This is a genomic window from Xanthobacter autotrophicus, from assembly GCF_029991245.1.
Lineage (GTDB): Bacteria > Pseudomonadota > Alphaproteobacteria > Rhizobiales > Xanthobacteraceae > Xanthobacter > Xanthobacter autotrophicus_C.
This window is the reverse complement of the sequence record NZ_JAIVFO010000487.1, coordinates 1-381: the sequence shown is the minus strand read 5'-3', so window position 1 is coordinate 381 and position 381 is coordinate 1. Positions and strand designations below refer to the sequence as shown.

The following is a 381-nucleotide window of genomic DNA, read 5'->3' as shown; positions in this document are numbered from 1 at the left end:
AGCGATGACCGTCCCGGCCACGGGTATGGGACTGCAGAACCTCGAGGGCCACACCGACTACGACATCGTCTGGCCCTGGACCAGGCCCGAGGGGCTGCGCTCGGGCACGACCGCGGTGCTGCGCGTGAAGAACGAGGCGCCGTCCCTGCCGTGGGTGCTGCCCCCGCTGCTGCGGGCGTGCGACGAGGTGCTGCTCGTCGACAACGGCTCGACCGACGGGACGCCGGAGGTGGCGGCCGAGACCGTCGCCCGCACGGGGCACGGGGCCAAGTTCCGCCAGACGACCTACCCGTTCGACGTGGCCCGCGCCGGAGCCGAGCACCTGGCCCAGCACGAGCTCTCGGTGCACTCGCTGGCCTACTTCTACAACTGGTGCTTCGC

1 pseudogene is annotated in these 381 nt (G+C 71.7%); it reads left to right on the top strand.

Annotated features, from left to right (window positions below):
- Window positions 1-25: 25 nt before the first annotated feature.
- Window positions 26-381 (top strand): annotated as a pseudogene (locus tag K9U41_RS23800) (hypothetical protein); the annotation flags it as partial.